Source organism: Microbulbifer mixtoriginis (SeqCode) (assembly GCF_052468275.1).
On the sequence record NZ_CP174341.1, the window covers coordinates 3,902,521 to 3,926,716 of the forward strand.

The window sequence follows — 24,196 nt, forward strand, 5'->3', positions numbered from 1 at the left end:
AACCCACCGGGGCTTTAGTAGGAGCGGAACGTTAGCCCACTTGCTGAGCCTTAGTGGGGTCGAAAATTTCAACCTCTCTAGCTTGGCCGGTTTTACCAACAGGATTTTCAAAACGACTTAGCGCCTGCTCTCTTTGGCGTTGCGCCTCCAATACATTAGCCTCTTTGATGTGCCCGTAACCTTTAATAACCTCAGGATAACTGAGCAATTCAATAGCCGCCTGGTGGTTTTGTTCGTTCAACTGCCCCACCACTTTCTCAACCAGTTGCTCATACTCAGTGATTAAAGACCGCTCCATACGTCGCTCAGCGGTATAGCCGAAAATATCCAGAGCAGTACCGCGCAGGAACTTTAATTTGGCCAAGGCTCCGAATGCTTTGTGCATCCAACCACCAAACTTCATTTTGCGAGGACGCCCCAACACTTTGTCGAAACGGGCCAGTAATGGCGGCGCCAAGTTGAATTCGAGGACAAAGTCTCCGCTAAAATTCTCCTGCAAGGATTGAGTAAAGCGCCCATCAGTGTAGAGGCGCGCAACCTCATACTCATCCTTGTAAGCAAGTAACTTGGCATAATTTTGCGCAACCACTTCGGCGACCGCTTGGCGCCCGGGTACCTTAAGGGTTTCCGCCGCTTTAACTTTATCCACCAAAACTTGGTAGCGCTTAGCCAACTCTACATTTTGATAGCCTGTCAGATGCTCAACCCGGTGGGCAACAATTTCATCCAGACCTTTGGGTAGCTGTACAGGCGTCCGATCGTGAGCAAGCAACCGGTTTAGAACTTTACGGTCTGCCGCAGCAAGACGCCCGGCAGCAAAGCCCTGCAGATTGCCCTCCACTGCCACACCATTCAGCTCAATTGCCTGCAACAGCGACGCCTGAGAAAGTGGCAATAGGCCTTTTTGCCAAGCAAAGCCCAACATAAATATATTGGCCGCCAGAGTGTCACCAAGTGCAGATTTGGTCAGACGGTGAGCCTCAACAGAATCCAGAGCGTTAACCGCGTTACTTAGGGTATCGAGAACCGCTTGTGGAGAGTGAGCATCCTCACGCCCCAAAACGGTGGCAGCGGTGGGGCTCAGGTGGGTATTCACCACCGCACGACTATGGGTTTCATCCAGCTTGGCCAAACAGGCGGCGAGATTTCCCGCAGCGATCAAATCACAGGCCATCAGTGCATCGGCGCGACCATCGGAGATTCGCACCGCTTGCAATGCTTCTGGGTGGGCTGCAAAACGAATATGGGAATACACCGCGCCGCCTTTTTGCGCGAGGCCAGTCTGATCCAGGGTACTGCAGGCTTTGCCTTCTATATGGGCCGCCATCGCCAACAGAGCACCAATAGTCACCACCCCGGTACCACCCACTCCTGTCACCAGGAAATTAAAGGGCTCATCCAGACCCGGCAGCTTTGGTACAGGCAGCTTTTCTGCCTCTGTGCGCAAGACATCGCCAACGCCCGCACCTTTAGCCAAGCGCCCACCTTTTACCGTCACAAACGAGGGACAGAAGCCATTGATACAGGAGAGATCCTGATTACAACCGGTCTGGTTAACACGGCGCTTGTCCCCCAAAGCTGTAGAAACCTTTTCCACGGCAATACAGCTGGATTGCTGCACACAGTCGCCACAGCCTTCACACACCAACTCATTAATAAAGGGGCGCCCCTCAGCCTGGGGGAGTAAGCCGCGCTTGCGCTTACGGCGCAATTCAGTAGCACAGGTCTGGTCGTAAATAATGACCGTACACCCTTCCACCTCACGCAACTCCTCCATTACCGCCGGCATATAATCCCGATGGCGAATCTCTACCTCGGAAGGGAAGCTCAGGGCGCCCTGATATTTGTCTGGGTTGTCCATCACCAGAACAACCTTCTGCACACCCTCGGCCAGCACTTGGCGGCAAATCATATCCGGCGCCAACTCTCCATCATGGGGCTGGCCACCTGTCATGGCGACGGCATCGTTGAACAGGATTTTGTAGGTGATATTTACCTTAGCGGCGACAGAAGCGCGAATTGCGAGGACCCCCGAGTGGAAATAAGTACCATCCCCCAGGTTCACAAATACATGCTTTTCATCGGTGAAAGGCGCCTGCCCCACCCAGTTGACTCCTTCGGCGCCCATTTGGGTAAAGGTGAACGTCTCGCGGTCCAGCCACTGAGCCATATAGTGGCAGCCGATTCCGGCAAGGGCGCGACTGCCCTCAGGCACTTTGGTGGAACGGTTATGCGGGCAGCCGGCACAAAACATGGGTAGGCGAGAAACATTGGAACCCGCTTGTTGCGCGATGCGCTGGGCCAGGGCATTAAGGCGCATCAAGCGATGTCGCCCGCGCTCACCCAGCTTATCCTGATCCAAAATCAGACCAAGCACCTGGGAAATAATGGCCGGGGATAGCTCACCATAGGCAGGCATCAGCGGTTGATCGTGTTCATCTACTTTCCCGAGAATACGCGGGAAATTAGGGTCTTTGAGGTGAACATTGTACAGCTCCTCTTTCAGCTGCACCTCCATCAGACTACGCTTTTCCTCCAGCACCAGCAAAGTATCTAAGCCGCGGGCAAACTCCTGAATTCCAGGTACATCGAGGGGGTAGGTCATCCCCACTTTGAGGATACGAATGCCCAATTGCTGGGCTTTTTCCTCATTAATCCCCATGTCCTCGAAGGCCTGCATCAAGTCCAGGTGAGCCTTACCGGTAGTGACGATACCAAGAGTGGCATTAGAGTTTTCCAGCACTACCTTGTTCAGCTTGTTCGCCCGAGCAAAGGCCAGAGCCGCCGGGCGCTTATAGCGCCACAGGCGCTCTTCCTGTTCGAGGGGGTTATCCTCCTTGCGGATATTCAGGCCACCTGCGGGGCGCTCGATCTCAGGATAATTGAACTGTACCCGCTGGGGATCGACTTCCACGGTAGCGGAACTATCCATATTCTCTGCCAGAGTGATCATTGCCACCCAGCAGCCACTAAAACGGGACAACTCCAGGCCATAGTGGCCATAATCCAAGACCTCCTGCACAGTTGCAGGATTCAAGACTGGAAGATGCATATCCACGAAAGCAAATTCCGACTGCCCCGGGTAGGAAGAGGACTTACAGCCGTGGTCATCCCCAGCGATAATAAGAGCACCACCCTTTGGCGAGGAACCCGCAGCATTGGCGTGACGGAAGGCATCACATGAGCGATCCACGCCCGGAGTCTTGCCATACCAGATACCACAAACGCCATCGACTTGAGCGCCATCGAATAGGCCAACCTGCTGGGAGCCCCACACGGCCGTCGCGGCCAGCTCCTCATTCACGCCCGGCTGGAATCGAATATTGTGCTGATCCAGTAACTTTTTGGCCCTCGAGAGCTGCAAGTCATAACCACCGAGGGGAGAGCCGCGGTAACCGGAGATAAAAGTTGCGGTATTTAAACCGCGAGCTTGGTCCATCCGCATCTGGTCAATGGGCAGACGCACCAGCGCCTGGATCCCCGAAAGAAGCACACGGCCTTTGAGGGTGGTAAAGCGATCATCCAGTGAGATTTGTTTTTTCCCCTGGGAGTCCACCGCGCGCTGGGGACTGGCTACTTTTTCAGTCATACACCTAGTTTCCGGTCATTTATTCTTCTCGAAACCCAGTTCGAGTTATAAGTCATTATTCTTCCGAATTGCTCCGTCTCGGTAGTTAGCTGATCACTTTTTCGGCACCCTGCAAAACTCTCTGGCGGGTAATTACAAAAAGCGCTCAGGCTGAAACGGATTGGTCAGGTCATACTAGTGCGTTAAGCGCAACAGAGCATTGCTTTATTTACGTAAATGTGCGTAAATTTGTGATGAAAATCTCGATCGAGCAATTTTTTATAGGATAGGAGTCTTTATGAAGCGTTCGACAGACCTGGATGATTTCGACCGCAAGATTCTGCGAGCGCTGCAGGAGAACGCCGATTATTCCATGGCGGAGCTCGGAGACAAAGTCGGTCTTTCCCACACCCCCTGCTGGCGCCGTATCAAAAGGCTGGAGGCGGAGGGTATTATTCGCGGCCGCGTCACCCTGCTGGACCCGCGTAAATTGGACCTGGGAGTCACAGTATATTGTTACGTGACCATCCACAACCACGATGAAGAGTCCCTGAATAATTTCGAGACTGCGGTACAGGATGTTCAGGAAGTGGTCGAATGCTATTCAACCAGTGGCGACAAGGACTATGTTCTGCGTGTAGTAGTGGACAGTGTTGAACATTACGAGCAACTGTTAAAACGCTCACTGGTGCACCTGCCCAATGTAGCCTCGGTGAATTCCACCTTCGCCCTTAAACAAGTGAAATATACCACTCAGTTGCCGCTCTAGCAGAATAAGAGGCTGAGGCAATACCAGAGTCTCATGAATGAGCCCCATAGTTTGTGGGGCTCAAAAAACCTATCAAGCCAACGCCCGCAGCTTTTGCATTAATCGATCCAATGCCTGTTGCAGATTCAAACCATCACAGCGCAAAGTAATATCCGCATATTTGCGGTAGAGGATCTGGCGCTCCTCAAATAAACTGTCAAAACTTTGCTCCGGTGCTTTGGCTATCCCACGACTTTCATAATTGTGGATTCTCCGGCGAAGTTCATCTGCGGAACATTCCAAAAACACGACTGTGCCCTGCGCACGCAGATTAGCCATTCCCTCAGCACTGTAGACCGCGCTGCCCCCAGTGGAAACCACATGCTTGGGCAGCTGCGCTGCGGCAATGATCTCCCCCTCTATAGCCCGCAAATTGAGGTAGTCACTCTCCGCCATAATTTCCTGTAGTGTTTTCCCCTCCCGCGCCTGAATCAAAACATCTGTATCAACAAAATCCAGGGCCAGCTCTTTGGCCAGCAACACACCCAAAGTACTTTTACCTGCACCCGGCATGCCAATCAGAACAATACTTTTTCTTTTTTTCATCTTTTTACCTGTTCGCAAAAATCAGAGCGAAGCAGTGATCAACGTTAATCGCCGCGGCGAGGGAAAAATACAGCGCGCAGCCAGCCAAATAGGCTATTACCTTGCAGCATATATTTATCCAGCTCATCCATATTGTGAGCCTGGCGGAAAGCATCGGCAAAAAGCGCCTCGCGGGTAATCATTCTCCGTTTGGGGTTAATGGTTTTTATCGGCTTGGCTGGATTCCCTGCTACCACTGTATTGGCTGGCACATCCTTGGTGACCACACTACCCGCGCCGACAACGGAATTATCACCAATGCTTACGCCTTTACAAATAGTCGCACTATCGCCAATCCAAACATTATTCCCAAGACGCACCGGCGCAGTGCAACGAAAAGGCCTGGTACGATTATAGAGGCCATGCCAATCGGAATCAGAAATATAAACATTAGCGGCGATCATACAGGCATCGCCAATTTCTATGGACTGCGCAGCCGATATCCGCACTCCGGGAGAAATCAGCACATAGTTCCCAATGGTAATAAAAGCCTCGCGCCCCTTGTGCCCAAAGGTAGTAAAGCGAATGCACTTTTCCGCATTAGAAATTAAATGGGGATAATTACCCAGGCGAACATTCCCTCCAAAAACATGTACTGAAGAAGGGTCCATCACCTCAGGGTCAACACCTACCGCATCAAATTGAGGAAGTAAAAAATAGTGCGTGCGCCAATTGCGCCAACGCAACTGCAGGCGCTTTAACCAATAAGGCCTATGATCCTTGCGCATAATTAAATATCTACTTGATGGGGCAAACTGCCCACAAAAAATCGCAATTGCTTTTGTGCAAGCGCCGGTTTAGTGTTTGGGCCAAGTAAAATAGCAAGCAGTAAAATATGTCCATTCATTTGCCCATCGATATCAGAGCCATCAAGGGGTTCCTCGCTGCCCACGAGGGCGAAGCGCTCTATCATCTTGCCGCTGAGACCAGCAGCCTCGGCCCCTGCCTCGAAGTAGGCAGCTACTGCGGTAAGTCCACAATCTACTTAGCCTCAGCCTGCAAACTAACCGACAGTGTCGTGTTTGCCGTGGATCACCACCGCGGCTCCGAGGAGCATCAACCGGGTGAGGAATACCACGATCCCGATTTGTTTGACCAAAAAGCCAACCTAATGGACAGCTTCCGAACCTTTCGAGCCAATATGAGAGCGGCCGAACTGGAAGACTGGGTTGTGCCCGTGGTAGCTCCCTCCTCGGTGGCCGCGCGCCACTGGAATACCCCACTGGGCCTGGTATTTATCGACGGAGGCCACTCCCTTGAAGCGGCACTGACCGACTACCGCAGCTGGTCCAGGCATATTGTGCCAGGCGGCTACCTGGCCATTCACGATATATTCCCCGACCCCGCCGATGGCGGCCAAGCCCCCTATGACATTTACAAGCTCGCTCTAGCTTCCGCTCAATTCGAGCTGGTCGAAACTGTCGACACCCTGGGCATCCTGCGCCGTATCTGAAGGCAGGCACACCGAGGTAAACAAACCGCTTGCCGGCGTCAGGTCGGCGAGTGCATCTGCCGCAAGCAACATCGCACCCACGGTCCAGGTGGTTTTCTCCTCGGGCCAAACCGCCTGGTCTCGATAGACATACCCTGTCCAGTAGCCACCATCGCTGTCCTGCCAACGGTGCAGGCCGCGATAAATGATCTCCGCACGCGCCCGCTGCCCCGAGGCCAATAGGGCCATAGTCAACTCGCAGGATTCCGCCACGGTCACCCAGGGCTCATCATTGACACAACGGCAACCCAAACCGGCCACCACAAACTCATCCCAGCGCTGCTGTAGCCGAGCACGCGCAGCTTCGCCTGTAAATGCGCCAGTGAGCACAGGGTAAAACCAATCCATGGAAAAACGCGCCTTGCTCTCCCAGGTACGGTCAAAACGCTCGGGCTTACTCTGTAGGGCCTCACCTAATGCCGTGCGCCCCCGCACCCATTCCGGTCGAGCCACCCCCAACACACTGGCAATATTGATCGCACACTCAAGGCTTTTAAAAACTGAGGCACAGCCGGTAATCAGGGCATCCTCTTTGGGCTGTCCCCCGGCATCCACGGCCCAGTGAATTTCACCGTATTCAGTCTGAAGACCCAGGACAAAATCGATAGCGCGCTCAACCATCGACCAGTACTGCTGTAGAAAACCTTTGTCACCACTGATCAGGAAATAGTGCCAGACCCCAGTGGCTACGTAGGCGACAAAATTCGTCTCCCGACGCTCACCGTTATCGATCTCTCCATCTTTATAAGCCGCCCACCAGCTGCCATCCGGCAATTGAATATCCGCCAACCAGCGATAGGCTTTCTCCGCGGCACCAAATTCTCCGGCGATAGCCAATCCCATGGCCGCCTCAACATGATCCCAAGGATCGGCATAGTGCCCTTTAAACCAGGGGATTGAGCCATCGGGTAATTGCTGGGAAAGGATATAGGCTGCGCTATCACGCACAAAACTTACGGGGAAAAGGCTTGTACTCTTTTTGGGGGGCAATATCGTTTCACTCATGGGTTCACCTCCCCTGCCAAACCCAGGGGCTCAGGCGCCCGCTGCTCCGCTTTCACAAAATAGAGCGCGACACTTTTCCCCAAAAGAGGATTCAACAGCTTTTCAGCCACACGCGTGAGTGCGGGCCGCTTCATCAAGTCCCACACTAACAAGCGATGGTAAGCTTTCACCAAGCGGTTATCTGGCTTATCCCAAAACAGACATTTCAACCACCAATAGGGCGCGTGCAGTGCGTGCGCCTTGTGCCGAGCGAAATGGCGATGTCCCAGGGCTTCAATACTCTGACGCAGCTCTCGCTCACGGAAAATACGAATATGCCCCCCCTCCACCTGATGATACGCATCGCTAAGCTGCCAGCAGACCCACTCGGGAAAATACGCCGGCACAGTAGCGGCAAAGATACCTGAGGGCTTCAATACGCGGTCAATTTCTGCGAGAACCGCTTTGTACTCATGAATGTGCTCCAATACCTCGGAGCAGATCACCACATCGAATGTGGCGTCGGCAAACGGCAGCTGCAAACCATTGGCAACCCCAAGTAACAGGCGCCCTTTGGCGTGTTCAGAATTATTAAAAGGCTCTGCCCGCTCATTGGCGGTACACACATCATCTAGGCACAGATCGATGCCGTATACATCCACCTCATCAGTGATCATCAAATGAATGGAGTGACGCCCCTCGCCACAGCCCAGGTCCAAAACTTTTTGTCCCGGGCGAAGGTTCAGGTGTTGCGGATCTACAGTAATCATTAAGCAGCCTCCGCACCGCTAACATCTGTATCGACTAAGCCCGTTTCGTTCTGCTGTTGCACGACAGACTCGCCAAGTATTTCCCGGTAGTAAGCCACCAGGTTCGATGCCGCCAAACTCCAACAGAACTTGTTTTCAATACGCGCCCTGCCTTGAGCGCCCATATCCGCTTGCAAAGATTTATCCGCCAGAACACGACCAAGGGCCTCCGCCAGCGCATTACTGTCACCGGCCGGGACGACGATGCCGGCGTCGCCGACAACTTCTGGCAGCGCGCCTCCATCACTGGAAACCACCGGGGCCCCACAGGCCATCGCCTCACCCGCAGGCAAGCCAAACCCTTCATACAGTGATGGGCAGGCCACTACTGTTGCACTGCGGTAGTGGTTCACCAGTTCTTCATTGGAAATCCCAGAAACAAACTGCACAGCATCTTGCAGTTTCAACTTCTGCAACAGCTTTTCGGTAGCGCCGCCTTTGCGCAAACGGCCAACCACCAATAGCTCCAGCTCAGGAAAGCGCTCACGCAATCCGGCCATGGCCTGCAGTAAGATTCCAAGCCCTTTGAGCGGCTGGTCCGCCGAAGAGGTCGTCATAATACGCAAGGGTTGGCGTTGCACCTTGTTATCGGGGCTGAAGATCTCTGTGTCGATACCGTTATAGATCAGGTGTATTTGCTCCGGCGCCACCCCGAATTGTTCGATGATGTCCCGCTCTGACTGGCGCGATACCGTGACAATATGGCGCAACTTCCTCGAAACCTTGATTTGCATATTCAGGAAGTTGTGCCAACGTAGCACCAACAAACGAAAGCGCCAGTCCGGCGCCGCATCCAGGGCTAGCTGGCGATCGCGGGTAATGGGATGGTGAATAGTGGCAACAACTGGGAGGCCGCTACGCTCGATATCCAACAGCCCATAGCAAAGCGATTGGTTATCGTGAACTATGTCGTATTGGGGACCATGCTGACGTAAGTATTTACGCACGCGACGACCAAAAGTATATGGCTCGGCAAAACCGCCGGTCAGTTTACTCAGCCATTCAAAGAAGTCTGCCCAAGAGAGCAGATGTTTTGGTCTAAGGGCACGGCTGGGCTTTTCTACTTCATAGAGATTGAGTCCGGGCATCTTGATCAAGTTCACCCGCTCATCCAGCTCTGGGTAGGGCTGGCCGGATATCACATCGACCGAATGGCCGGCATCAACCAGAGCCTTACTCAAGTAACGGAGATAAATTCCCTGGCCACCACTGTGCGGATGACTGCGATATCCCAGTAGACATATTTTTAGTGGCCGTGTCTCGCCAGCCATTGGACCGTCTGCACAATTTCCCAAGGCGGTCATAGATTCCCCATCTGCTTGTTCTGAGACCCACACTCATTAATCAAAAAGGCAGCGCCCTGCTGTGAAGCCTGGCTAAAGCAATCGACCAATCCGGGGCCCTACGCTGATAAAGCGGAAGAATACACTGGCGGGGAAATGACTGCTAGGCAGAAGTAATCCACTCTCTTGGCCAGTCTGCCCTTCCGCGTGGCTTCTGAAGCCAAATAAAGTACGCAGCGAACTTCTATCAAATACATTATCAGCCGATGAACTACACCAGATCTCTGCGCTGCGCATACCCCATTTAAAAATATTTTTGCCTGCGCCAGGTTTACTCTCAGCCCAGTCATCAGAGGCAGGATGAATAGAAAGAAAAGTGTGACAAGAATTTTTAGCAAAAGAGATGGAAAAATAGCCTATATATTTATTTTTGACCGGCAAAAAAATGCCCGCCAAAAGGCGGGCCAGGTTTCTCGAACACACTTTCAGGAGGAGAGTTTCAAGTACGTTACGCACTTAAATTTAGGTATAGCAGAGTATCGTTCTATCCTGTGTCCCTGCCGGCATTCCTGTCGTAAAAGCCGTTCAGTATTTATGCCGCCGGCGCACGAGAAACCGTGATTAAACCCGATGCAAATAACTTTGGTATTCCACATCGGTAACTCGGGCGCCAATCTCCGCCATCTCCTGGCGCTTCAGCATAAGGAAAAGTTCGACAAACCGAGGATCGAGATATTCTCTCCACAAGGCACTCTTATCAAAGCGCTTCAGTGCCCCACTCCAGGTATTGATCAGTTGCTCGCTTTGCACCTGATAGGCATCGCCTTCAACCGGATCGGGAGCTTGTAACTGGTTCTCAATTCCGTGGCAGACACCGGCCAAAATACCCGCCAAGACCAAGTAGGGATTCACATCGGCACCGGCAATGCGGTGTTCGATACGACGAGCCTCGGGATTACTGGCTGGTACTCGCAAAGTGGTGGTGCGGTTGTCGTAGCCCCAGCACAGATTCAGCGGCGCGTGAGAACTCTCTTGGAAGCGGCGATAGGAATTGCTGTGTGGCGCAAAGAAAGCCATCGCATCATTGGCGGTTGCCAACATACCTGCCGCTGCCTGACGCAGCAGCTCGGAGCCCTCTTCACTGCCATCATCAAAAACATTTTTACCATGGCTATCAATCAAACTCATATGCACGTGCATACCGTTGCCAGCCTGATCCCCAAAGGGTTTAGCCATAGTGCTTACACGGAAGCCGTGGCTGCGCGCCACGCCTTTCAGAAGGCGCTTAAATAACAGAGTTTGATCCGCCACCTTGACAGGATCGGCACTGTGCAACAGGTTAATTTCAAACTGACCGGGCGCACACTCTGAGAGCACTGAATCAGCTGGAATACCCTGCGCCTCACAAGCGGCACGCACATCGGCAAAAAAGTGACGCTGCGCGTTCAGCTCAGACAAATCATATACATCGGTAGAGGGCACCAGTTCGGCATCGTTGTCGCTGACTGGGCGCGGGCGCGCCAAGTGATCAACGTCATCGCGCAACAAATAGAATTCCAATTCGGTGGCACAGACTGCGGTATAACCGAGCTTCTGCAGGCGATCCACCACCCGCTGCAGCTGGGCACGTGGATCGGCATAGAGCGAAGAGCCATCCGCCTCGTGCAACTGCATATGCAGCTGTGCTGTTACCTCCCGGTGCCAGGGCGCCAGACTGATCGGCGATACCGGCAGACAAACACCATCACTGTCACCACTGGCAAACACCAGAGGGCTATCTTCAATATCCCGCCCCCAGATATCCAGGCTGACAGCGCTACGCGGCATTTGCAGGCTTCCCTTCAGCAGCTTCTCCGCCGCTTCTGCTGGTAGCCATTTGCCGCGGGGGACACCATTGATATCGAACATAAAGCCTTCAATCCACTTTAGGTCCGTGTGTTCTGCCAGGAATTTGCGCGACTGCTCCAACAGTTCTGGTTGGGCAGTAAATTCTTTTTCTTGTGACATAAGTTGCCTGAGGTAATCCTGTCAAACCGCAGAAGCGGCCCAGAGCGGTCACCTGCATTCTCCGTTGACGGATAGTGGGTGACAGCCTTGCGCCGCTTCCAAAAAAGGGGCTAGACCCCGAGTTTACGCTAGAGCTTTAGCGGTGTCGTCAAGTGCGCGATGCGCTTTTTCCACAAGCTCATCCACCTGCTCAGTGGTAATAATCAGTGGCGGCGCAATCACCATGGCATCACCCACGGCACGCATGACCAAACCGTGCTTGATACTCAGATCACGACATACGCCACCGGCAGTGCAGTCATCATCAAAGCGGGCGCGGCTGGCCTTGTCTTTCACCAGTTCCAAAGCGCCGACCATACCCAGGCTGCGCGCCTCACCAACGATGGGGTGCTCAGCCAACTCTGCCCAACGTTTGGCAAGGTAAGGGCCAGTCACATCGCGCACATTCTCGATAATCTTCTCATTGCGCAGGATATTAATAGTGGCCAGGCCTGCCATACAGGCCGCAGGGTGCGCAGAGTAGGTGTAGCCGTGGGTAAATTCCCCGCCCTTGCTCTTGATCACATCAGCAACGCGATCACCTACCATGGTACCGCCGAGAGGGAAATAACCATTGGTCACCGCTTTGGCGAAAGTCATCAGGTCCGGCTTGAGGCCGTAGTAATCTGCACCAAACCATTCACCAGTGCGCCCAAAGCCGAATATCACCTCATCCATCACCAACAGAATGTCGTATTGATCCAATACTTTCTTCACTTCTGGCCAGTAGGTTTCCGGCGGAATGACCACACCACCTGCACCCTGGATAGGTTCGGCAATAAAGGCGGCCACTTTCTCAGGGCCCAGCTCCTGGATTTTTTCGTCGAGGCTGCGCGCGGCTTGAATACCGAACTCCTCTGGGGACATTTCCCCGCCCTCAGCAAACCAGTAAGGCTGCTGTACGTGTTCAATGTAATCCAGCGGCTGGAACTGCTTGTGCATACCGCTCATACCACCCAGGCTGGCACCGGCGATGGTGGAGCCGTGATAACCATTTTTGCGGGAAATCACAATGCGCTTCTCGGGCTTGTCCTGCAGATCCCAGAAACGGCGAATCAGGCGCAAATTGGTGTCATTCGCCTCAGAACCGGAGCCGGTGAAGAACACATTGCTCATACTGGCGGGAGTTACTTCTGCCAGGGCATCTGCCAGCTCGATAGATGGCACGGTAGTGCACTGGAAGAAACTGTTATAGAACGGCAGGGTATTCAGCTGCTCATAGATTGCATCGCTAATTTCCTTACGGCTATAACCCAGGTTGCAGCACCACAAACCAGACATGCCATCCAGTAGACGATTACCATCGATATCGGTGATATAAGCGCCTTCAGCACTGGTGATCACCCGGGTGCCCTGTTGCCCCAAGTCATTGAAGTCAGTAAAGGGGTGCAGCAGGTGCTCGCGGTCGTGTTGTTGCAGCTCACTTTTGTTCATATTTCGCTCCTGGCTTTGCTCTGGGGGCTCTCCACAGCACCGGACGAGAGCCCGCATGCATCGAATGAGTCATCCCGCAATTGATCACCTACCCTCCGGAGCCCATTAACGTGCCTTGCCGGACAGGGTATTGCTTCCAAAATTTGTGATCACATTCTAGTGGCGAGACTGACGGAAGCGCAAGATCTATCTATGCCTCAGGGTAACAATAGGGTCCAGAACCGCAGTTACCCTTAGCTTGTAGAAAATCCTGACCTGAAATTGCGGCAACAAGAACCCTTACAACAGGGATACGTGAAGACTCTCACAGTGACCTATCAAGATGGCTAAAAAGGTCGGGCTTGTTGGCCTGGGCTGGCTCCTATAAATATGGCTGTAAAAGCGCCTGCCCAAGCCCTAGAGTAATTCTTCGGCGGGAATTGAGCCGAGCCCCTCCTCAATATCCTGACGAATAGCAAGGCGCACTCGCGCCACATCGCCATCGGCAATCGCACCAAGCAGGTCCTCGTGACGGTCCGGCAACTCTTGTACACCGAAGCGCTGGAACACCAGGTGCTGCAGGGGAGCTGTTTGCAGCCATAGGCTCTCTATCAGCGAGAGGATGATATGGGGATGCCCCAGGCGATAGAGGGTAAAGTGGAAATCGAGATTGGCCGTCACATACTCCTCGATATCCTTCTCTCTGAGCGCTTTAGTGACTCGAGCATCTAGCTGTCGTAACCGCTCGAGGGCCCCCCGTCCTACAAAGGGCAGCGCCTGCTCTGCGGCCTGACACTCCAGCGCAACCCGTGCCGCACAAATCTCTGCGAGCTTTTCTGGCGTCATGGTGGGCACAGTGACACGGCGGGTATCAGACAGCTCTAGCGCTCGCTCCGAGGTCAGGCGCCGCAAGGCCTCACGTACAGGCATCGGGCTGCAATTCAAGTCCGCCGCCAAACCCCGGATAGTGACCGGGTGCCCCGGCAAAAACTTGCCACGCAGAATGGCATCTCGCACCTGAAAGTACACACGCTCCTGGGTAGTGCGAAACTCCTCCTGCGGAGGGCTAAATTCTGGTGCCATCTTCATGCGGCCCCAACCTTTTGCAACTTATGGGGCAAATCATCGGAACCCACTTCGATAAGATGATCTGCTACCCGGCCGGTCTGCCAGATTTCATAAAAGTCGTCTGCCACCTGCCGGCTCATTTCCACCACTTTTTTCCAATAGCGCACACGCTCATCCGAGGGCATCTTATAAAAGTCGTTGCGATCCGGGATCTTGCCAAATGGTAACTGCTCCACAAATCCCGGCGACGGTGCGATCAGTAGTGTCGACATCATGGCATCGCCACGCACACGTCGCCAGGACAACCCCTTGTCGAACCAACCGGGCACCATAAACGGGAAGAAATGCGGGTAGAGCACTAATCCACGTGGATGACTGAAGCGCAAATCAAAGTGGTAGTCTGTAATCCCGCCATCGCGATAATTTCCCAAGGGTGCGCCAGCCGGGTTGCGCACACCCGCCATTACCAGTGGTATAGAACCACTGGCGAGCACCACCTCACGAACATTCTCCCGAGTGAGGGGGGTATTCGCCGTACTCAGATTGCCAAACTTCACAGTGGCCTGGGCCCGGGAGTGAAACACTACGCGCTCCCAAAAGGCTTTAAGGCTATGTCTGGAAACCGCATTGACCAACGCAGACGTGAAGAGCGCCGGAGCGAGAATGGCCCGCTTTTCACTTGCCAGGGGGCCACGCCCACGCGCTGTCACGAAGTGACTTTGCCACAAGGGATTCTCCACCACCTCGCGCGCACCACTTTCCCCTAACACTTCCTGTAGAATCGCACCACCCGTCGCCGTAATCTCAGCCGGGGTGGGCTTGGTATCGCCGTAGCTCTGGTGAATATATCCATATTCAAGACGTTCCAGCGCCGCCAAAGGATTCTCCATGGCGTAGCACATATTGCGAAAACTGCCGATTGATGAACCCAGCGTCGCAATAGGCTCACTGCGACCTTTAAAAAAAGCCCCCATAAGAACCCGATCCAGCTGACTGATAACCAGCCACTTGGGGCCCCCAGAAGCTCCCACCAAGGTTGAGAACTGCCCTTGATGTAATCCCTCCTCGCGAACCCTACGCGCCGCTTTGGCGCCGGCCAGTAAAATGCAACTGCGGTTCTTCACATAAATTCCTTATCAATTTACCTAAAAGCCAAAGTCAAATGAGAGCCTTGCCAGGGCCAATTACCATTCGCCGCTGTTCTCCATCGACTTCCAGGGTTCCCTCGGTTCCAGGGGCTCGCCATTTTGTAACAGTTCAATTGAGATACCGTCCGGCGAACGGAAAAAGGCCATATGGCCATCGCGAGGGGGACGATTGATCGTAACCCCCGCATCCATCATTCTCTGGCAGACGGCGTAGATATCATTCACTCCATAAGCCAGGTGGCCAAAGTTTCGCCCGCCACTATAGGACTCCGAATCCCAGTTGTAAGTGAGTTCCAGCGTGGGCGCTTTATGCTGGCGAGCACTATCGACATCCTCAGGGGCCGCAAGATATACCAGGGTGAAACGCCCTTTGTCATAATCTTTGCGATGCACCAACTGCAAGCCCAACTTCTCACAGTAAAACTTTAAGGATTCTTCCAGGTTGGCCACGCGGACCATTGTGTGCAGGTATCTCACCCTCTACTCCTTCCTGTTGCCAGGATCTACAATCGCGGAATAATAAATAATTCAGCTTCGCCTGGCGAAAAGCAAATGTATAAAAAATTCTATCGTGCATTTTCTCAAGCACCCAGCGGCAGCCCATCCTCCATGCTGCACATGGCCTGTCACTCCCATCATTACTGGCCCGATGTGACATTGGAGGCAGTCCAACAATACTGGCAGGATGCGGCACTGCTCGCCGATGACAAGTGGGGACCTATTTTCCAGGAAAAAATACCCGCCTGGCAAAGTGCCGTCGCTCGAACACTAAACCTCCCCGACGCTTCTCAAATAGCTATTGCCCCCAATACCCACGAGCTTGTCTACCGCCTACTTAGTGCCTTTCCCATCACTGAACCCCTACATATCCTCACTACAGATGGAGAATTTTACAGCTTCACCCGCCAGCTGCAGCGGCTGGAAGAATTGCCCAACATACAAGTAACCCGTATACCCAAACACCCCTTCTCCACCCTGGCAGAGCGCTTTGAGCAGGAACTGCATACGGGAGACTACCAACTGGCTTATGCCAGCCTGGTGTTTTTCGATTCTGGCGTGGTATTCCCCGACCTATTGCGAATCGTCGAGCAGAAGCCAACCCAAACCCAGTTTGTAGTCGACGGTTACCATGGGTTTTTTGCCCGCCCAATCGACCTGAGTGGTATTGCTGACAAAGCATTTTTTACTGCCGGCTCGTATAAGTACCTGGGTGCCGGCGAAGGGCTGTGTTTTATGAGCATTCCTCGCGGCTGCTCCCTACGACCACTAAATACCGGCTGGTTTGCCGAAATTGCGGAGCCTGAAAATCGCCGTGGCCATGTCAGCTATGCGGACAACTGGCTGAGATTTGCCGGGGCAACTATGGATTATTCCTGCCTGTACAAGGGTCTTTCCATTTTCGATCTATTCCGACGCGAAGGTATCACCGTAGATAAAATCCACCGCTATGTCCTCAATGCCCAAAGCCGCTTCCTGAACACAATGGACAAAAACAGCCACCCGCTACTCAACCGGGAGCGCCTAATTCACCACGACCTGAAGGAGGGCCATGGCCACTTTTTCACGTTCGATTGCGGCACAACAGAAAACTCAGAAAAGCTACAAAAAGAGCTGAAAGCCCGAGCAGTCCTTTGTGACAGGCGCCAACAGCTGCTGCGCCTGGGCTTTGCTATCTACCATGATGAAAATGAAACTTATCAGCAGGTTTTTGGCTCTCCCCAAATAAATTCGGAGGCGCTGTTATGCTGATTAACAGGCTAAGCCAGCCGGCAGCCTCTATTGATCAATACTTTGATCCATACTTTTGCGGACGATGTAACCTTAAAAACTGGAGAGCCCGGACCTAATCATGAAGCTGCTTCTCCTCAACCCAAATACCACAGAATCTATGACGTCACTAATGGCGGGCGCCGCACAAAGGGTTGCATCTCCGCGCACCAAAATCGTAGCAACCACCGCCAAGATCGGCTTTCCTTATATTTCGAGCCGGGTCGAGGCCGAAATTATCGCTAGTGATATCCTCGAGACAATTGCTGAACACCACACACAGGTAGACGCAGTCATCATCTCTGCATTCGGGGACCCAGGTCTCATTGGTGCGCGCCAGTTATTCGACATTCCCGTGATCGGTGTTGCCGAGGCGGCAATGCTGACCGCTTGTGCACTTGGCCAGCGCTTCTCGATAGTCACATTTAGCGATAGTTTGGCGGACTGGTTTCGTGATGGTGTGCTGCGTGCCGGTCTCGAAAATCGCTTCACCGGCATTCGCCTACCTAGCGAGCGTTTCCAATCAATCGAAACTGTACAGGAAGAGCTTAGCGAGAGCTTGGTTCAGCTCGTAGAAGAAGCTGCATACACTGACCGGGCAGATGTCGCCATCCTCGCTGGAGGACCGCTCGCCGGTCTTGCCACAAAGATTTCTGGCAGACTGCCGATTCCTGTGGTCGATCCAGTCCCTGCCGCTGTCGTGCAGGCAGAGGGTCTTGTACGGCTCAACCCAGGTATCGCCCGCGCAGGTGGTTTCGCCCGTCCGCCCGCGAAAGACACATTGGGCCTCCCCGATAGCCTCTCCAGGCGAATAGAGCACACTGACTGAGCTTCTTCCAAGACTACCTTATAATCTCCACTCTCCCGATAGCTCTGGCTCAAAGAATTACGGAGGTTGGATTTAGCCAGCCAGATACAGCCTGCGATTAAGCATCCTAAAAACGAATGCAGCCACGTGTTTCTAACAGGCGTCGTTACCTTCTTCTCCTGAGTTTTGTTTTCTACCAAGAAAGATGAAACTTATCAGAAGAAATTTAGCTCTGATTAAGTTGGCAGCACTTTCCCGGCCAAGTGGCAAGCCAATATTGCCAAGCAGCTTGTCTACAGCTCCGCGATGATCCGTTATGCTGACCTTCTTGCTCAGCTACGGTTCAGAAAGGCATTGATAGTATTTGGCACCTAATGCATCGGAGTGATGCCAAATCCATAGCGATTGATAAGGAAAAATCATGAAGTTAGTAAAATTCTCGACAATCACAGTACTTACTCTGCTTATCGCCGCTTGCGGAAATGGGCAGGCTCCCCCCGAACGGGGAACCCTGGTCTCTATTGCGGCCCAAGGTGAGGCACGTCAGGCTCCCGATGTTGCCAATTTGTCTGTAGGCGTGGTAACCGAGGCAGACGACAGTAAGCAAGCCATGCAAGATAATGCCGAACAAATGGCTACGCTAATGAAAGCGATTAAGAAAGCCGGCATTGCCAAGAAAGATATTCAAACCAGCGGCGTCAGTCTTTCTCCCCGCTACCATTATCAGAGAGATCAGAAACCCAAAATCGTCGGCTATACTGCGCGAAATACCCTCAACATCAAAGTGCGCAAATTGGGTGAGCTGGGAGGTGTACTGGATGACCTCACCGCCGCCGGGGCCAACCAAATTAACGGTCCCAGCTTTGAGATTGGCGAGCCAGAACCAGTAAAAGCTGAGGCTCGCGAAAAAGCCCTATTGGATGCCCAGGAGCGCGCGACTATTTACGCTAAAGCACTGGGCATGAAGGTTCGTCGAATCGTGAGTATTTCTGAACAGGGTAGCGGCGGTATGCCCCGCCCTATGATGTTAAGAGGCCAGATGGAGTCAATGAAAGACAGTGCTTCAACCCCTATTGCCCCCGGTGAGACTACCGTAGCTGTCAATTTGGACCTGGTCTTCGAGCTGAAATAATCAATTACTTCTATATCGGCCCCGCAACTCTATGCGGTGCCGGTATTCTACTCACAGCTGTTAACCATCCCCCTCATGCTCCAGAAATACCTCCACTGCCGGCTCGCTGGGGTATTTGAAAACCTTGCCTTCCTTCATGACAAACTGCACCCGTTGCAATTCAGAGATATCCTCCAGAGGATTTCCTGCAACCGCAATAATGTCCGCGAGTTTGCCCTCGCTGATACTGCCAAGCTCGTCTTGAATCTGCAGTAATTGTGCGGCATTCCAGGTTGCAGAGCGGATGGCGTCGGCAGGAGTCATTCCCCCCTGTACCATCAAGACAAATTCCCGCGCATTCTCTCCATGCCGGGTCACACCGGTATCGGTCCCAAAGGCAATTTTAACTCCACGTTTATAAGCCTTGGAAAAAGTCTCTTGCATTAGAGGCCCCATAGTGGCGGCCTTGGGACGAACAATTTCAGGTAAAAAGCCATCAATCGCAGATTTCTCAGTTACCCACTCTCCTGCCATCAAAGTCGGAACAAACCAAGTGTTGTTCCTACGCATGAGATCCATCACCTCTTCATCCATGTAAGTACCGTGCTCAATGGAGTTCACACCGGCGCGAATAGCTCGAATCATGCCTTCCTTACCATGGGCATGTACCGCCACGGTAAAGCCATAATCTTTGGCAGTGGCAACAATTGCCTCCAACTCATCCTGCATAAATTGTGGATTTTGCCCACTTTTGGCAACACTCAGCACCCCGCCAGTAGCAGTGATTTTGATGAGGTCTGCACCATCCTTATAGCGCTGACGAATCGCCTTGCGCGCGGAAATAGGCCCATCCACAACACCATCGGCCGGGCTGGGATTCCCTACTAAGTCATGGCGGCGACCATTCGTGGGGTCGGCGTGACCACCGGTGGTTGCGATAGATTTTCCCGCAGTGTAAATCCTCGGTCCCTCAATAGTGCCTGCTTCAATCGCTCGCCGCAGACTGACGGTAACATTATCGTGATCACCCAGATTGCGGATGGTGGTAAAGCCCGCCTGCAAGGTACGGCTGGCCGCATCGACACCGCGCAGAGTGAAATCTGCCGGATTCCAGGTATAAGATTCCGTATAAGCACGAGGACCAAACTCATAAGTGAGGTGGCTGTGCATATCCATCAACCCTGGAAGCACAGTGTAATTGCGCAAGTCGACAAGAGTTTCCCGCTCCCGCTTGGCAAACCCTTTTTGTACCGATTCAATACGGCCATCCACAATATGAATGGTGCGATTCTCTAACAGTTTTCCATTACTGCTATTGAAGAGTTTCCCCGCATAAATAGCGAGTTCTTCAGCAGTAACCTGCTGGCAAAACAGACCGGCAAAAACAGCCAGCGCCGTGACTGTGCGGCGAAAGAAGCAGCCTCTCTTGGAACTTGTGGTCATTGTCGTCACCAGTAAGTCTCTTTTAGATTTGTAATGTTTTTATGGACAGCTGCTCAATTTAACGCAATCGCCGAGGCGAGAGGAAGCCCTATGAAGATCTATGAGTTTGCAAGCGCCCCCAATTGTCGTCGAGTTCGCATGTATCTTGCGGAAAAAGGCATCGAAGTTGAATTTACCCATGTAGATATTACCAAGGGCGAAAACCTCAGCCCCGAATATCGCAGTAAAGATATCAACAAGAAAGTTCCCGTATTGGAACTGGATGATGGCGCTTATATCTCTGAGTCCGTAGCGATTCAACGATACTTCGAAGAACTACACCCGGAGCCGGCACTCTTTGGCCGCGATGCAAAAGAAAAAGCCCTAGTGGAAATGTGGAATCGCCGTGCCGACTTCAACTTAATGTTTCCAGTAGGAATGTGCTTCCAACACGTTTCTGGCTTTTTCAAGGACCGCATGAATGTCTATCCTGAATTCGGCGAGGATTCGGGCAAACGCGCGATAAAATTTATGGGGGCCCTAAACGACCACCTCTCTGATCATGAATTTCTGGTTGGAAATTATTTCTCAGTAGCCGATATCAGCATGGTGTGCAGTCTCGATTTTGGCAAAGTACAGAATCTGCGTCCGGATGCCGAAAAACACCCCCACCTGATCCGCTGGCGTGAGCAGCTCAAGCAGCGCCCAAGCTTCAAGGCCTGAGGTAAATTTCTGAAAAACTATTCGGAATAGCCTGCCCAGTGGAGGGTATCAGGTTTTGAAAAAAACCACTAAACGCCCATAAAAAACGCCCCGGTTTATAAGAAACCGGGGCGTTTTTAGTATGACATCAATTTTTTATTGATCTTTTGCGGGTAGTACCTCTACAGGACCAATATCCAGGGCTTCAACCTCTCCCTTAATCTTTTCCAGATCGCCAACAATGACCCAAGTAAATTGATCTGGTGCAAGAAACTCTTGCGCAGAGGACTCTACCTGCTCCTTATTCAACGCGGCCACCCTTTGAGGATAATCAGCAATGTAATCTTCCGGCAAGCCTTTTTCCACCTGCCAGTTGATACTGGACAATAACTGCCCTTTGGTTTGGAAGCGTGCACTCTGTTTTAGCACCTCATCGTTTCGATAGTCCTCCAACTCCTTCTCGGTAATTGGGCGGTTAGTCAAATACTCCTGATATTCTTTGATTAATTCCTTGATGGCCGGGGCTGTTTTATCGGTCTGCACCGGGGCAAACAGAATGTAAGGCCGCTGACCTTCCGTATCCATGGAAACCGCTCGGGCGCCGTAGGACCAATGCTTGTCTTCACGCAGGTTCATATTAACCCGCGAGGTAAACTTGCCAGCAATTGTATTGGCCATCGCATCAAAAGCTTCAGCACCCTGCGGCTGCCAAGGTGGCATCACCAATCCAGCCATGATGAAACTTTGCTGGGCGCCTGGACGATCCAGGAGGTAAACCCTAGCCTTTTCCGGACGCGCCACCTTGGCCACATCAATTTGTGGCAACTCCTCTTTGGGCGCTTTCCAACCACCCAGAGTTTCATTCAGGAGCGGCTCGATCTCTTTTTCTGTCACATCACCAACAATGGTGAGAGTGGCATTATCGGGACGCACCCAGGTATTCTGGAAGTTCACCAGATCTTCGCGAGTGATCGACTTAATGCCTTCAGGTGTGCCAGAGCCGGTCAAGGGGGCGCCATAGGGATGCTCGTTACCAAAGAGCAGTGGCGGCAACTCACGCAGTGCCAATCCCTGGGGTTGTGCCTTTTCCTGGGCGATAGCATCCAGGCGATTGGACTTTACCCGCTCGAGATCAGACTCGGGGAAACTGGGCTCGGTTACTACCTTGGAAAATAACTCCAGTGAGGGTTTCAACTGTGACTTAAGGGCACTCATACTGATGGAGTTGTAATCCAAACCACTGCCACCACCAATACTTACCCCTAGTTCCTCTGCTCTGGCACTAAACTCCAAGCTATCGAGATTGCCGGCGCCCTCATTCAACATTTGTGCCGCAACTGAAGCGAGCCCGGGTTTACTTTTGTCTGCTGAGGCGCCACTGCGAAATTGCAGATTCATTAACACAACCGGCGTATCGTGGCGCTCAGCCAAAACAACCCGAAGACCATTTTTCAGGGTAAAGTTCTGCTGCTTAGGTAATTCCAGCTCTACATTTTTATCCACCTCCGGCAGCTTACTGCGGTCTGCCCCCTCGGTGGCTGCGGTGAACTGCTGCTGAGGTTGGATAATCAAAGTGTAAGAGTCATCTTTAAGCCACTGCTCTGCAACATCCTGCACCTCACGAGCGGAAACCTTGGCATACTCTTCAACACCTTTCAGAAGTGCGCCGGGATCGTCATAGTAAAATTCCGAGCGGGCGAGGATATCGCTCTTACCACCAAAGCCACCGGTTTTTTCCAATCCTTTTACCAGGCTGGCGAATTCACCCTGCTTAACCCGGCGCAACTCTTCTGCGCTGACGCCATTTTTAGCAAACTGCTGCAACTCCTTATCTAAGAGTTTTTCCACTTTATCGACAGGCTGCCCCGGCTTTACATCCACCACAATAATCAGCTGACCTGCCAACTGGCGACCGTAATAAAAAGCACTCACACTGGTCGCTACTTTTTCATCCCGAACCAATCGGCGATATAACAAGGAATTTTTACGATTTGCCAGCAGCGAAGTCATCAGCTCCAGGGCATGCTCTTCCTCACTACCAATGGCGGGGACATTCCAAACCTTGTAAATACGGGTTTGCGGTACTTGGTCGTGAACAACTTCGCGCTTTTTCACCTGGGTGGGTAACTCCCAGTTTTTGATTCGAGGTTGCACTTTAGTACTGGGAATATCAGCAAAATATTTGCGCGCCTTGGCCATCGCCTCATCAACACTGATATCACCGGCAATAACCAGGGTAGCGTTGGCGGGTTGATAGTGATCTGCAAACCACTTCTTTACATCTTCAAGGCTGGCATTATCCAGGTCTTCCATGGAACCTATAGGTGTCCATGAATAGGGGTGATCCGCAGGGAAGGTACTTTTGGCAATAATGTCAAAAGCCTTGCCGTAGGGCGCATTCTCTCCCTGGCGCTTCTCGTTTTTAACCACTCCGCGCTGCTCATCCAGCACCTCCTGGGTAATAGCACCTTGGAAGTGGCCCATCCGGTCAGACTCCATCCACAGAGCCATATCCAGAGCCCCCTTGGGAACTGTGGCAAAGTAATTGGTGCGATCGTTACTCGTGGTGCCGTTCATATCGGTAGCACCGGAGCGCTGAAAGGGTTCAAAGTATTCGCCGGGAAAGTTCTCACTGCCATTGAACATAAGGTGTTCAAATAAGTGCGCAAAGCCGGTTTTACCCTTCGGCTCATCCTTGGAGCCCACCTTGTACCAGATGTTGGTAGAGACAACCGGGGCCTTGCGATCCTCGTGCACAATAACGGTCAGTCCGTTAGGCAAAACCTCCTTGTGAAAGGGAATATCCAGTTGAGGAGGCGGTACGAATGCTTTCTGATCCGTAGCCGCATCTTTACTGCTGGCTGCGGCTTCCTTGTCCACGGAAAGAGCGTGGGGGGTATCATCGGTAGACTGATTACAGCCGGCAAGACCGGCAGTAGCGATAACGACACTGAAGAACACTGGACGCAAGTCCATATTGTCACTCCCTAGTAATAACCACGGATTCAGGATGGCAAGTTTAGGCCAGTATCCAATCCATTTACCGGCTCGCCCTCCGCAGTAACGAACCAAAAACCTGGCACCAGAATGAGGCACCAGGTCACTACATCAATCTTGAGACAAAAAAATGGGCACTAAAGTGCCCAAATAAATACATCACAGAGAGAAGCGATGATGCCAAT

20 protein-coding genes are annotated in these 24,196 nt (G+C 52.6%); 6 read left to right on the top strand and 14 right to left on the bottom strand.

The features are described from left to right. Positions 1-31: 31 nt before the first annotated feature. Positions 32-3,589 (bottom strand): indolepyruvate ferredoxin oxidoreductase family protein, encoded by a 3,558-nt coding sequence (locus ACJJIC_RS17120; RefSeq protein WP_445357491.1) that lies wholly within the window; start codon positions 3,587-3,589, stop codon positions 32-34. Positions 3,590-3,866: 277 nt separating this feature from the next. Between ACJJIC_RS17120 and ACJJIC_RS17125 the strand changes: the two genes are divergently transcribed. Beyond that, positions 3,867-4,337: an Lrp/AsnC family transcriptional regulator gene (locus ACJJIC_RS17125; protein ID WP_152452743.1), complete on the top strand. Its 471-nt coding sequence runs from the start codon at positions 3,867-3,869 to the stop codon at positions 4,335-4,337. A gap of 72 nt (positions 4,338-4,409) precedes the next feature. Here ACJJIC_RS17125 and ACJJIC_RS17130 read toward each other — a convergent pair whose 3' ends face one another. Both ACJJIC_RS17130 and ACJJIC_RS17135 read right to left on the bottom strand, forming a co-directional pair. Further along, complete coding sequence (locus ACJJIC_RS17130; protein WP_444909150.1) at positions 4,410-4,922, bottom strand: shikimate kinase; 513 nt, start codon at positions 4,920-4,922, stop codon at positions 4,410-4,412. A 44-nt stretch (positions 4,923-4,966) separates the two neighbouring features. Next, positions 4,967-5,689, bottom strand: coding sequence for an acyltransferase (locus tag ACJJIC_RS17135; protein ID WP_444884281.1), 723 nt, complete (start codon positions 5,687-5,689; stop codon positions 4,967-4,969). 107 nt (positions 5,690-5,796) lie between these two features. Here ACJJIC_RS17135 and ACJJIC_RS17140 point away from each other — a divergent pair, with 107 nt between their 5' ends. Next, positions 5,797-6,414, top strand: coding sequence for a class I SAM-dependent methyltransferase (locus ACJJIC_RS17140; protein WP_252082408.1), 618 nt, complete (start codon positions 5,797-5,799; stop codon positions 6,412-6,414). Here the strand turns inward: ACJJIC_RS17140 and ACJJIC_RS17145 are convergent. The 9 genes from ACJJIC_RS17145 to gloA form a co-directional block, all read right to left on the bottom strand. Beyond that, positions 6,349-7,458 carry a prenyltransferase/squalene oxidase repeat-containing protein gene (locus tag ACJJIC_RS17145; protein ID WP_444909149.1) on the bottom strand — a complete coding sequence of 370 codons (1,110 nt, stop codon included), beginning with the start codon at positions 7,456-7,458 and terminating at the stop codon, positions 6,349-6,351. The genes ACJJIC_RS17140 and ACJJIC_RS17145 overlap by 66 nt on opposite strands. Then, the gene (locus ACJJIC_RS17150; protein WP_444884278.1) at positions 7,455-8,207 is read right to left on the bottom strand and encodes a class I SAM-dependent methyltransferase; all 753 of its coding nucleotides are present in this window, start codon (positions 8,205-8,207) and stop codon (positions 7,455-7,457) included. Before ACJJIC_RS17150 ends, ACJJIC_RS17145 begins: the two co-directional genes overlap by 4 nt. Further along, positions 8,207-9,550 (bottom strand): glycosyltransferase family 4 protein, encoded by a 1,344-nt coding sequence (locus ACJJIC_RS17155; protein ID WP_444909148.1) that lies wholly within the window; start codon positions 9,548-9,550, stop codon positions 8,207-8,209. The genes ACJJIC_RS17150 and ACJJIC_RS17155 overlap by 1 nt, the downstream gene beginning before the upstream one ends. Positions 9,551-9,622: 72 nt before the next feature. Then, on the bottom strand, positions 9,623-9,985 hold the full coding sequence (locus ACJJIC_RS17160) for a hypothetical protein (protein WP_444909147.1): 363 nt from the start codon (positions 9,983-9,985) through the stop codon (positions 9,623-9,625). A 165-nt stretch (positions 9,986-10,150) separates the two neighbouring features. After that, positions 10,151-11,536, bottom strand: a complete 1,386-nt coding sequence (locus tag ACJJIC_RS17165; protein ID WP_444884276.1) for a glutamine synthetase family protein — start codon at positions 11,534-11,536, stop codon at positions 10,151-10,153. A gap of 123 nt (positions 11,537-11,659) precedes the next feature. Then, positions 11,660-13,066 carry an aspartate aminotransferase family protein gene (locus ACJJIC_RS17170; protein ID WP_286036970.1) on the bottom strand — a complete coding sequence of 469 codons (1,407 nt, stop codon included), beginning with the start codon at positions 13,064-13,066 and terminating at the stop codon, positions 11,660-11,662. Between the two features lie 339 nt (positions 13,067-13,405). Continuing rightward, positions 13,406-14,071: a GntR family transcriptional regulator gene (locus ACJJIC_RS17175; protein ID WP_444909146.1), complete on the bottom strand. Its 666-nt coding sequence runs from the start codon at positions 14,069-14,071 to the stop codon at positions 13,406-13,408. Between the two features lie 2 nt (positions 14,072-14,073). Continuing rightward, positions 14,074-15,180, bottom strand: a complete 1,107-nt coding sequence (locus tag ACJJIC_RS17180) for a patatin-like phospholipase domain-containing protein (RefSeq protein ID WP_444909145.1) — start codon at positions 15,178-15,180, stop codon at positions 14,074-14,076. Positions 15,181-15,240: 60 nt separating this feature from the next. Beyond that, positions 15,241-15,681 carry a lactoylglutathione lyase gene (gene gloA / locus ACJJIC_RS17185; protein WP_252082423.1) on the bottom strand — a complete coding sequence of 147 codons (441 nt, stop codon included), beginning with the start codon at positions 15,679-15,681 and terminating at the stop codon, positions 15,241-15,243. Positions 15,682-15,756: 75 nt separating this feature from the next. Between gloA and ACJJIC_RS17190 the strand changes: the two genes are divergently transcribed. The 3 genes from ACJJIC_RS17190 (at position 15,757) to ACJJIC_RS17200 (ending at position 18,911) form a co-directional block, all read left to right on the top strand. Continuing rightward, positions 15,757-16,953, top strand: a complete 1,197-nt coding sequence (locus ACJJIC_RS17190) for a hypothetical protein (protein WP_444886757.1) — start codon at positions 15,757-15,759, stop codon at positions 16,951-16,953. Between the two features lie 100 nt (positions 16,954-17,053). Then, the gene (locus ACJJIC_RS17195) at positions 17,054-17,800 is read left to right on the top strand and encodes an aspartate/glutamate racemase family protein (RefSeq protein WP_444909144.1); all 747 of its coding nucleotides are present in this window, start codon (positions 17,054-17,056) and stop codon (positions 17,798-17,800) included. A 400-nt stretch (positions 17,801-18,200) separates the two neighbouring features. Further along, a complete protein-coding gene (locus ACJJIC_RS17200) occupies positions 18,201-18,911 on the top strand; it encodes an SIMPL domain-containing protein (RefSeq protein WP_445357492.1) in 711 nt (236 codons plus the stop codon). Positions 18,912-18,971: 60 nt separating this feature from the next. Here ACJJIC_RS17200 and ACJJIC_RS17205 read toward each other — a convergent pair whose 3' ends face one another. Further along, positions 18,972-20,333: a metal-dependent hydrolase family protein gene (locus ACJJIC_RS17205; protein ID WP_444909143.1), complete on the bottom strand. Its 1,362-nt coding sequence runs from the start codon at positions 20,331-20,333 to the stop codon at positions 18,972-18,974. Between the two features lie 90 nt (positions 20,334-20,423). Between ACJJIC_RS17205 and ACJJIC_RS17210 the strand changes: the two genes are divergently transcribed. Next, positions 20,424-21,035 (top strand): glutathione S-transferase family protein, encoded by a 612-nt coding sequence (locus ACJJIC_RS17210; protein ID WP_252082433.1) that lies wholly within the window; start codon positions 20,424-20,426, stop codon positions 21,033-21,035. Between the two features lie 135 nt (positions 21,036-21,170). Here the strand turns inward: ACJJIC_RS17210 and ACJJIC_RS17215 are convergent, their stop codons facing one another. Beyond that, complete coding sequence (locus ACJJIC_RS17215) at positions 21,171-23,990, bottom strand: M16 family metallopeptidase (protein ID WP_444909142.1); 2,820 nt, start codon at positions 23,988-23,990, stop codon at positions 21,171-21,173. Positions 23,991-24,196 lie beyond the last annotated feature (206 nt).

Excerpts from the sequence above, each read along its gene's own strand:
- ACJJIC_RS17150 (WP_444884278.1), bottom strand. The coding sequence starts at position 8,207 with ATGATTACTGTAGATCCGCAACACCTGAACCTTCGCCCGGGACAAAAA.
- ACJJIC_RS17145 (WP_444909149.1), bottom strand. The coding sequence starts at position 7,458 with ATGAGTGAAACGATATTGCCCCCCAAAAAGAGTACAAGCCTTTTCCCC.
- ACJJIC_RS17215 (WP_444909142.1), bottom strand. The coding sequence starts at position 23,990 with ATGGACTTGCGTCCAGTGTTCTTCAGTGTCGTTATCGCTACTGCCGGT.
- ACJJIC_RS17155 (WP_444909148.1), bottom strand. The coding sequence starts at position 9,550 with ATGACCGCCTTGGGAAATTGTGCAGACGGTCCAATGGCTGGCGAGACA.
- ACJJIC_RS17175 (WP_444909146.1), bottom strand. The coding sequence starts at position 14,071 with ATGGCACCAGAATTTAGCCCTCCGCAGGAGGAGTTTCGCACTACCCAG.
- ACJJIC_RS17140 (WP_252082408.1), top strand. The coding sequence starts at position 5,797 with ATGTCCATTCATTTGCCCATCGATATCAGAGCCATCAAGGGGTTCCTC.
- ACJJIC_RS17130 (WP_444909150.1), bottom strand. The coding sequence starts at position 4,922 with ATGAAAAAAAGAAAAAGTATTGTTCTGATTGGCATGCCGGGTGCAGGT.
- ACJJIC_RS17205 (WP_444909143.1), bottom strand. The coding sequence starts at position 20,333 with ATGACCACAAGTTCCAAGAGAGGCTGCTTCTTTCGCCGCACAGTCACG.
- ACJJIC_RS17170 (WP_286036970.1), bottom strand. The coding sequence starts at position 13,066 with ATGCGGGCTCTCGTCCGGTGCTGTGGAGAGCCCCCAGAGCAAAGCCAG.
- ACJJIC_RS17210 (WP_252082433.1), top strand. The coding sequence starts at position 20,424 with ATGAAGATCTATGAGTTTGCAAGCGCCCCCAATTGTCGTCGAGTTCGC.
- ACJJIC_RS17195 (WP_444909144.1), top strand. The coding sequence starts at position 17,054 with ATGAAGCTGCTTCTCCTCAACCCAAATACCACAGAATCTATGACGTCA.
- ACJJIC_RS17200 (WP_445357492.1), top strand. The coding sequence starts at position 18,201 with ATGAAGTTAGTAAAATTCTCGACAATCACAGTACTTACTCTGCTTATC.
- ACJJIC_RS17135 (WP_444884281.1), bottom strand. The coding sequence starts at position 5,689 with ATGCGCAAGGATCATAGGCCTTATTGGTTAAAGCGCCTGCAGTTGCGT.
- ACJJIC_RS17125 (WP_152452743.1), top strand. The coding sequence starts at position 3,867 with ATGAAGCGTTCGACAGACCTGGATGATTTCGACCGCAAGATTCTGCGA.
- ACJJIC_RS17190 (WP_444886757.1), top strand. The coding sequence starts at position 15,757 with ATGTATAAAAAATTCTATCGTGCATTTTCTCAAGCACCCAGCGGCAGC.
- ACJJIC_RS17120 (WP_445357491.1), bottom strand. The coding sequence starts at position 3,589 with ATGACTGAAAAAGTAGCCAGTCCCCAGCGCGCGGTGGACTCCCAGGGG.
- ACJJIC_RS17165 (WP_444884276.1), bottom strand. The coding sequence starts at position 11,536 with ATGTCACAAGAAAAAGAATTTACTGCCCAACCAGAACTGTTGGAGCAG.